Origin of the sequence: Methylobacterium sp. EM32, from assembly GCF_040593685.1 — a bacterium.
Classification (GTDB): domain Bacteria; phylum Pseudomonadota; class Alphaproteobacteria; order Rhizobiales; family Beijerinckiaceae; genus Methylobacterium.
In genome coordinates this window covers 97,895-105,281 of sequence record NZ_JBEXZS010000001.1, presented here as the reverse complement: position 1 = coordinate 105,281, position 7,387 = coordinate 97,895, and the positions used below count along the sequence as shown (strand labels likewise).

Below are 7,387 nucleotides of genomic sequence, written 5' to 3'. Positions count from 1 at the left end.
GGGGTGGGTTGAGGACGATCAGACTGGATGGGCAGCGTGCGCGCCGGACGAGCCGGCACCCCGCCACCGGCGCCGCGATGACCTGCACGGCCAGCGGCAGCCCGCCCCCGACCCGCACCGGCACCGCCGCGACCGGCAGGCCGATGAAGGAGATCGGCTGGGTGAACACCCCGATATTCGGCCGCGCCGGCACGGTCACGCCGTCGAGCTCCATGGTGGTCTGGCCGAGGCGCAGCGCCCGGCAGGGCGTGCAGGGAGCGAGGATCACGTCGACCTCGTCGAACAGGGCCAGCACCCGCGCCCGGTACCAGCTGCGGAAGCGCTGGGCGCGGTGCACCCAGGCGGCGGGGATCGTCGTGCCAGCGATGAGCCGGTCGCGCACCGCCGGGTCGTAGTCGCCGGGGCGCTCGCGCAGGCGGTCGAGGTGGAGGCCCGCCGCCTCCGAGGCGGTGATGACGAAGGCCGCGGCGCGGGCGCGGGCCGCCTCCGGAATCTCGACGGCGCGGGTGGCGCCCACGGCCTCGGCCGCGCGCGCGACGGCCGCGAAGCAATCCGGCTCGCCGCCCCGGGCGAAATAGCCGCCCGCGACCGCGATGCGAAGGTTCGTCGTGCCCTGCGCCAGCGCCTCCGTCACCGGCTCGGTCGCGCGCGGCGTCTGCCAGGGATCGTCCGGATCCGCGCCCTGCATCGCGTCGTAGGAGAGGGCCAGATCGGCGACCGAGCGGGCGAGCGGCCCGAGATGGTCGAAGCTCGCGACGAACGGGAACGAGCCGGCCCGCGACAGCCGGCCGAAGGTGGGCTTGAGCCCGAAGGTGCCGCAGAACGCCGAGGGCACCCGGATCGACCCGTTGGTATCCGAGCCGAGGGCGAGGGGCACGAGCCCCGCCGCCACGGCCGCCCCCGACCCGCCCGACGAGCCGCCGGACATCCGCTCGCGGTCGTGCGGGTTGCGCGAGGGGCCGTCGTGGGCGTTCTCGCCGGTGAAATCGTAGGCGTATTGCCCCATGTTGAGGGCGCCGACCAGCACCGCGCCGGCCGCCTCCAGCCGCCGTACCAGGGCGCCGTCGCGGGCAGCGGATTCGCGCTCGCGGTTGATCTTCGAGCCGGCGCGGGTCGCAAGGCCCTCGACGTCGAACAGGTTCTTGACCGCGAAGGGCACGCCCGCGAGCGGGCCGGGCGCCTCGCCGGCCGCGATGCCGGCGTCGATCGCGGCCGCCCGGGCCCGGGCACGCCCGGCGGTCACGTCGGTGAAGGCGTTCACGCCGGGATCGATTGCGGCGATCCGCGCGAGCGCTGCCTCGACCGCGGCTGTGGCGGTGAGCCGGCCCGCCGCTACGGCGGCGGCGATCCCGGCGGCTGTGTCGGGCGCGCTCATGCCAGGGGCCCGCTTGCCTGAAACACCGGCGCCGGCTCGACGGTGTCGTCGAGGGGGAAATCCAGCACGAGGCGCGCCGCCGCCGCCGTCGCCTTGACGCTGACAATCACCGTTTCGCGCCACTCGGGCGCCATCGGGATGCCGACGAGGGGCATCATTGCGTCGACGATGGCGCCGGCTTCGGCGTCGTCGAGGGGGAGAGGAGGTGTCGTCATGGTCGAACCTCAATCTGTTTGACGTGGTGGCGTATAGAGATGCTTGGTCCTGGTCGGTCCCGGTCGCGACATGCTCTGCGCTCCCGACACCCTCCGCGTCATTCCGGGGCCGCGATAGCGGAGCCCGGAATCCAGAGCCGCGGATGGTTCAGGATCGAGCGGACGCCGTACCACCCTCTTTTCAAACACCTGCGTTTCTGGATTCCGGGCTCCGCTGCGCGGCCCCGGAATGACGCGGAGGGTGTGAGCACGGTCGAGACCACCGATGAGCGTCGGATTAGGATGATCCGCCTCCTCACACCGGCGGATGCGGGATCGCGGCGAGCAGCGCGCGGGTGTACTCGGCCTGCGGCGCCTCCAGCACCTGCGCCGTCGGCCCTTCCTCGACGATGCGGCCGGCGCGCATCACGATCACCCGGTCGCACAGCATCCGCACCACCTGGAGGTCGTGGCTGACGAACAGGTAGCTCATGCCGAGCGCCTGCTTGAGGTCGGCGAGCAGGTTCAAGACGACCGCCTGGACCGAGACGTCGAGGGCCGCGGTCGGCTCGTCGAGGATCACGAGGTCGGGGGAGGGCGCGATCGCCCGCGCGATGCCGACCCGCGCCTTTTGGCCGCCGGAGAGCTGGTGCGGGAAGCGGTCGAGGAGGTCGACCGGCAGGCCGACGAGGCGGGCCAGCTCCTCGCAGCGCGCCCGGATCGCGTCCGCCCCCGTCACGGTGCGAAAGCGCAGGAGCGGGTCGGCGATGGCGCGTGCCGCGGTCCAGCGCGGGTTGAGCGCTTCGGTCGGATCCTGAAACACCATCTGGATCTTCGGCCGCAAGGGATGGCGGGCGAAGCGGGCGGCCGGCACCCGGCCGATCTCCTCGCCGGCGAACACGATCGCGCCTTCCGTCGGGTCGGCGAGGCGCATCACCATCGTCGAGGTGGTGGACTTGCCGCAGCCCGACTCGCCGACGAGCCCGACGCTCTCGCCGCGATCGACCGTGAAGCTGAGCGAGTCGACCGCCCGGAACGGCGCCTCCGGGGCCTTGCGCGCGAGCAGGGCCTTCGGCTTCGGGTACTCCTTCACCAGGCCCGAGACCGCGAGGAGCGGCGCGCCCGCGGCCTCGGCCCGCTCCAGGGGCGCGGCCGGCGCCCCCGCCGGCAGGAGGTCGCGCAAGGTCACGCCCGGGCGCGGCGTCGCCTGCATGAGCTTGCGGGTATAGGCGTGGGCCGGCGCGCGGAAGATCGTGTCCGCCGGCGCGGTCTCGACGACGCGGCCCTGCTCCATCACGGCGATCCGGTCGCAATAGGCCGCCGCGAGGCCGAGATCGTGGGTGATCAGCACGGTCGACATGCCGCGCTCCCGCGTCAGCGCGGTGACGAGGTCCATCACCGCCTTCTGGGTCGTCACGTCGAGGCCGGTGGTCGGCTCGTCGGCGATGAGGAGCTGCGGCCGGCACGCCAGCGCCAGCGCGATCACCACCCGCTGGCACATGCCGCCGGACAATTCGAACGGGTAGGCGTGGTAGCGCTCCTCCGGCCGGGCGATCTTCACCTGTTCGAGCGCCGCGATGGCCTTGGCCTTGGCGTCGCCGGACCCCGCCTCGGCGTGCTGGCGCAGCACGTCCTCGATCTGGTGGCCGACCTTGCGGATCGGGTTCAGGGCCGCGCGGGGATTCTGGAAGATCATCGAGATCTCCCGCCCGCGCAGGTCGCGCATCTGGCGCTCGGTCGCCGCCCGCAGGTCGATGCCGGAAAAGTCGACTGCGCCGCCGGCGATGCGCCCGGCCCGGTCGAGGATGCGCATCACCGCGTAGGAGGTGACCGACTTGCCCGAGCCGGACTCGCCGACGATGCCGACGGTCTCTCCCTTGGCGACCGTGACGTCGACCTGGCGCACCGCCTGGACCGGCCCGCGGCGGGTGGCGAACTCGACCGTGAGGTCGCGGATGGCGAGGAGCGGGATCGCGGTCACGTGCGCCTCTGGGGGTCGACGATGTCGCGCAGGCCGTCGCCGATGAGGTTGAAGCAGAACACCGCGAGCATCAGCGCGAGGCCCGGGAACAGCGCGATCCACCACTCGCCCGAGACGATGAAGCTCGCGCCCTCCGCCACCATGATCCCCCATTCGGGAGTGGGCGGGCGCACGCCGAGGCCGATGAAGGAGAGGCCGGCGGCGTTGAGGATCGCGTAGCCCATGGTGAGCGACATCTGCACCATCATGATCGGCAGGATGTTGGGCAGGATGCTCGTGAGCACGATGCGCAGGTCGGTGTTGCCGGTCAGGCGTGCCGCCAGCACGAAACCGGCATTGCGCCGTTGCGCGGCCTCGGCCCGGGCGAGGCGGGCGTAGAGCGGAAAGTTGATGATGGCGGTGGCGAGAACGATGTTGCCGACGGTGTTGCCGAGCGCCGCCACGATGCCCATCGCCAGGACGAAGAGCGGGAAGGCCATGATGGTGTCGGCGAGCCGCCCGACGATCCGGTCGGTCCAGCCGCCGAAGAACCCGGCCATGATCCCGGCAAGTCCCCCGGCGACGAAGACCAGCGCCACCGAGAACACCGCGATGGCGAGGTCGAGGCGCGCGGCCACCACCACCCGCGAGAGGATGTCGCGGCCGAGCTGGTCGGTGCCGAAGGGGTGGGCCCAGGTCGGGGCCTGGAGCGCGGCGGAGGTGTCGGAGGCCAGCGGATCGTAGGGCACGAGCGAGGGGCCGACGACCGCGCAGGCGACGAGGCCCAGCAGCAGCGCGAAGGCGAAACCGGTGACCGGGTTGCCGGAGACGACCGAGCCGGCATGGGCGAGCGTCGCGGACAGGCCGCTGCGGGACCGCTCGGGCAAGAGGGCGGGGGAGCCGGTGGCGGTCATGGGTTGGCCCTCACGCGCGGGTCGATCAGCCCGTAGGCGAGGTCGATCAGGAGGTTGAGCAAAGTGTAGAGCAACGCCATGGCGAGCACGAAGCCCTGGACCGGGGCGAAGTCGGAGGCGATCAGCGCCTCGACCGCGTAGGAGCCGACGCCCGGCCAGGCAAACACCTTCTCGACCAGCACGTTGGCCCCGAGCAGGAAGGAGAACACCATGCCGAGCGTCGTCACCACCGGCAGCAGGGCGTTGCGCAGCGCGTAGGTCACCACGACCCGGCGGCTCGACAAGCCGGCGGCCCGGGCGGTGCGGACGAACTCGGCGGCGAGCACCGCGAGCATCGCCGCCCGGGTGATGCGGGCGATGGGGGCGAGGGCGAAGATCGCCAGCGTCAGGCCGGGCAGGGCGATCTGGGCGAGCGCCGCCCGGAAGGTCTCGATGTCGCCGGTGAGCAGGCTGTCGAGGAGGAAGAAGCCGGTGCGCGTCGGCGGCGGCGTGGCGAAGGCGTCGAGGCGGCCCAAGGGGGCCGGGGCCCAGCCGAGGACGAAGTAGAACGCATAGACGAGGAGGAGCCCGGTGAAGAAGACCGGCAGCGACACGCCGGCCGTCGCCACCACCCGGCAGGCATGGTCGACGAGGGAGCCCTGCCTCAGCGCCGCCGCGACGCCGAGGGGGATCGCCACGAGGAGCGAGAGGACGAGGCCGAACAGGGTCAGCTCGGCGGAGGCCGGCAGGCGGCTGCCGAGATCCGCGGTCACCGGCTGGCCGGTGGTGAGCGAGCGGCCGAGGTCGCCGTGGGCGAGATCGGCGACGTAGCGGGCAAATTGCTCCGGCAGCGGCCGGTCGAGGCCGAGTTCGGTGCGGATCTGGGCGATCGCCTCGGGCGTCGCGGCGGGCCCGGCGAAATAGGCCGCGGTGTCGCCGGGCAGGACCCGGGTGAGCAGGAACGACACCACGACGACGCCGGCAAGCGCCGGGAGCGTGGTGGCGAGGCGGTCGAGGAGCGTGCGCAGCATCGTGTGGCCCTCCTGGGTGTGAGTACGATGGCTGATCCCGGACGAGCGAGAGTGGTGACGACGCCAAGGCATCGTTCGCGTGCTGACTTGATGAAGTGGCCAGCCGGAACGGCGCATACGGTGCCACTTCTTGGCGTCATCCCGGGGCTCGCCGAAGGCGAGAACCCGGGATCCATAACCGCTGATGATGCCGGATGAAGCGACCGGCGTTCCGCTTCGTTCTGAACTGTCGGCGGTTATGGATCCCGGGTTCCGCTGCGCGGCCCCGGGATGACGATGGAGGGTAAGAGTTCGGTCGCTCGACACGACCAAGCTCCAGGACAGCCCGTCCTCACGACGCCGTCCCCTTGGTCAGGTACCGGAAGTCCGGCTCGCGACACGGCTGGAACTGGTAGCAGTTGATCGTGCGCTGCATCGCGACGTCGTGGGTCGGCTGGGCGATCGGCACCATCGGCACCTCGCGCTCGGCGAGCGACACGAAGTCGATCACGCTCTTCCGGTAGACCTCCGGATCCTCGGTGAAGCGGGCCGTATCGATCAGCTTGTCGAGGGCCGGGTTCTGGTACGAGGCGATGTTGAAGATCGAGTTCGCCCCGTGCAGGGTCCAGAACAGGTAGTAGTCGGGATAATCGAGCCAGCCGGCGAAGCGGTTGAGCACCATCGGGTTGGTCTTCTTCGAGATCTCGCCGCGGAAATTCGCGCCGGGGATCTTGCCGATCTCGACCGTGATGCCGATCCCGGCGAGCGCCTCCTTGATCAGCACCGCCATCGGCTCGGCAACCGTGGCGTTGCCGGCGTCGAACAGGAGCGTGGTCGTGAGGCCGCCCGGCGCCGCCGCCTGGACCAGGGCTTTCGCCTTCGCCGGATCGGTCTTGTACGGATAGGGTTGCGGCCAGGCCACGAGCGGCGTCTCCGGCCCGCCCGACATGTCGAGGCCGCGGCCGAACAGCGAGGCCTGCAGGATCTTCTCGTAGGGCAGCACCCAGGCCACCGCCTGGCGCAGGCGGACATCGGTGAACGGCCCGACGGCGGTGTTGAGATAGACCGACCAGACCCCGTTCGGGATCGGCACGCCGACGACCTTGATCTTGCCGGCGTCGATCAGATCCTTGAAATCCTTCGGCGGCAGCCCGTACGAGATGTCGGCATCGCCTTTCTCGATCAGCGCCCGGCGGGTCGAGGGCGAGGCGATGTCGCGGGCGATGACCCGGCGCAATTGCGGCAGCTTGCCCGACGCCCAGGCATCGTTGCGGGCATAGATCGTCTCGACGCCGGGCTTCCAGCTCTCGACCCGGTAGGCGCCCGAGCCCGCGACGTTGTTCTTCAGCCACTCCTTCGCCCAGGGGTCGCCGCCGCCGTTGGCTTTCGCCAGTTCCGCGTCGATCACGAACGGGATCGTGACGGCGAGGTTCGACATCGTCATCTTGTCCTTGCGGACGAAGTCGATGCGGAATGTTTTCTCGTCGAGGGCTACGAACTGCTCGGGCTTCTCCAAAGAGCTGGCATTCATCTGCGTGGTGGCGAAGCCCCCGATCGACACCGCCCGGTCGAGCGACCACTTCACGTCCTTCGCGGTGACCGGGCGGCCGGAATGGAACTTGGCGTCGCGAAGCTTGAAGGTGCAGCTCATCCCGTCGGAGGCGACCTGCCAGCTCTCGGCGAGCTCGCCCTCCATCTCGCCCATCTTCACCGCGTTCCCGCCGCCGCCCGGGATCGGCACCGGCTTGAAGCGCAGGAGCCGGTCGTAGCAGTTGAGCGCGACGCCGTTCACCGGCTGCGAGGCGCCGATGCCCTGCATGTCGAGGGAGTTCGGCCCGTATTCCTGCACCAGGAGCAGGGTCTCGTTGCGGGTCGGGTTCTGCGCGCTCGCTTCGCGGCGCACCACGAACGGCGCGGCGAGCCCGGCGGCGAGGGCGGTGCGGCGGGTGATCATG

The 7,387-nt window shown here is 71.1% G+C and carries 6 protein-coding genes; all 6 read right to left on the bottom strand.

Features of this window, described 5'->3' with window-relative positions; all coding sequences use genetic code 11:
* Window positions 1-1,375, bottom strand: a 1,375-nt coding sequence (locus ABZT49_RS00375; protein ID WP_355281541.1) for an AtzE family amidohydrolase, incomplete at its 3' end; no start/stop codon positions are given.
* The gene (locus ABZT49_RS00370; protein ID WP_355281539.1) at window positions 1,372-1,590 is read right to left on the bottom strand and encodes a DUF4089 domain-containing protein; all 219 of its coding nucleotides are present in this window, start codon (window positions 1,588-1,590) and stop codon (window positions 1,372-1,374) included. The genes ABZT49_RS00375 and ABZT49_RS00370, both read right to left, overlap by 4 nt.
* Before the next feature lie 295 nt (window positions 1,591-1,885).
* The gene (locus ABZT49_RS00365) at window positions 1,886-3,550 is read right to left on the bottom strand and encodes an ABC transporter ATP-binding protein (RefSeq protein ID WP_355281536.1); all 1,665 of its coding nucleotides are present in this window, start codon (window positions 3,548-3,550) and stop codon (window positions 1,886-1,888) included.
* Window positions 3,547-4,443, bottom strand: coding sequence for an ABC transporter permease (locus tag ABZT49_RS00360; RefSeq protein ID WP_355281534.1), 897 nt, complete (start codon window positions 4,441-4,443; stop codon window positions 3,547-3,549). The genes ABZT49_RS00365 and ABZT49_RS00360 overlap by 4 nt, the downstream gene beginning before the upstream one ends.
* Window positions 4,440-5,453 (bottom strand): ABC transporter permease, encoded by a 1,014-nt coding sequence (locus ABZT49_RS00355; protein WP_355281530.1) that lies wholly within the window; start codon window positions 5,451-5,453, stop codon window positions 4,440-4,442. Before ABZT49_RS00355 ends, ABZT49_RS00360 begins: the two co-directional genes overlap by 4 nt.
* A gap of 331 nt (window positions 5,454-5,784) precedes the next feature.
* Window positions 5,785-7,386 carry an ABC transporter substrate-binding protein gene (locus ABZT49_RS00350; protein WP_355281527.1) on the bottom strand — a complete coding sequence of 534 codons (1,602 nt, stop codon included), beginning with the start codon at window positions 7,384-7,386 and terminating at the stop codon, window positions 5,785-5,787.
* Between the last annotated feature and the right edge of the window lies 1 nt (window position 7,387).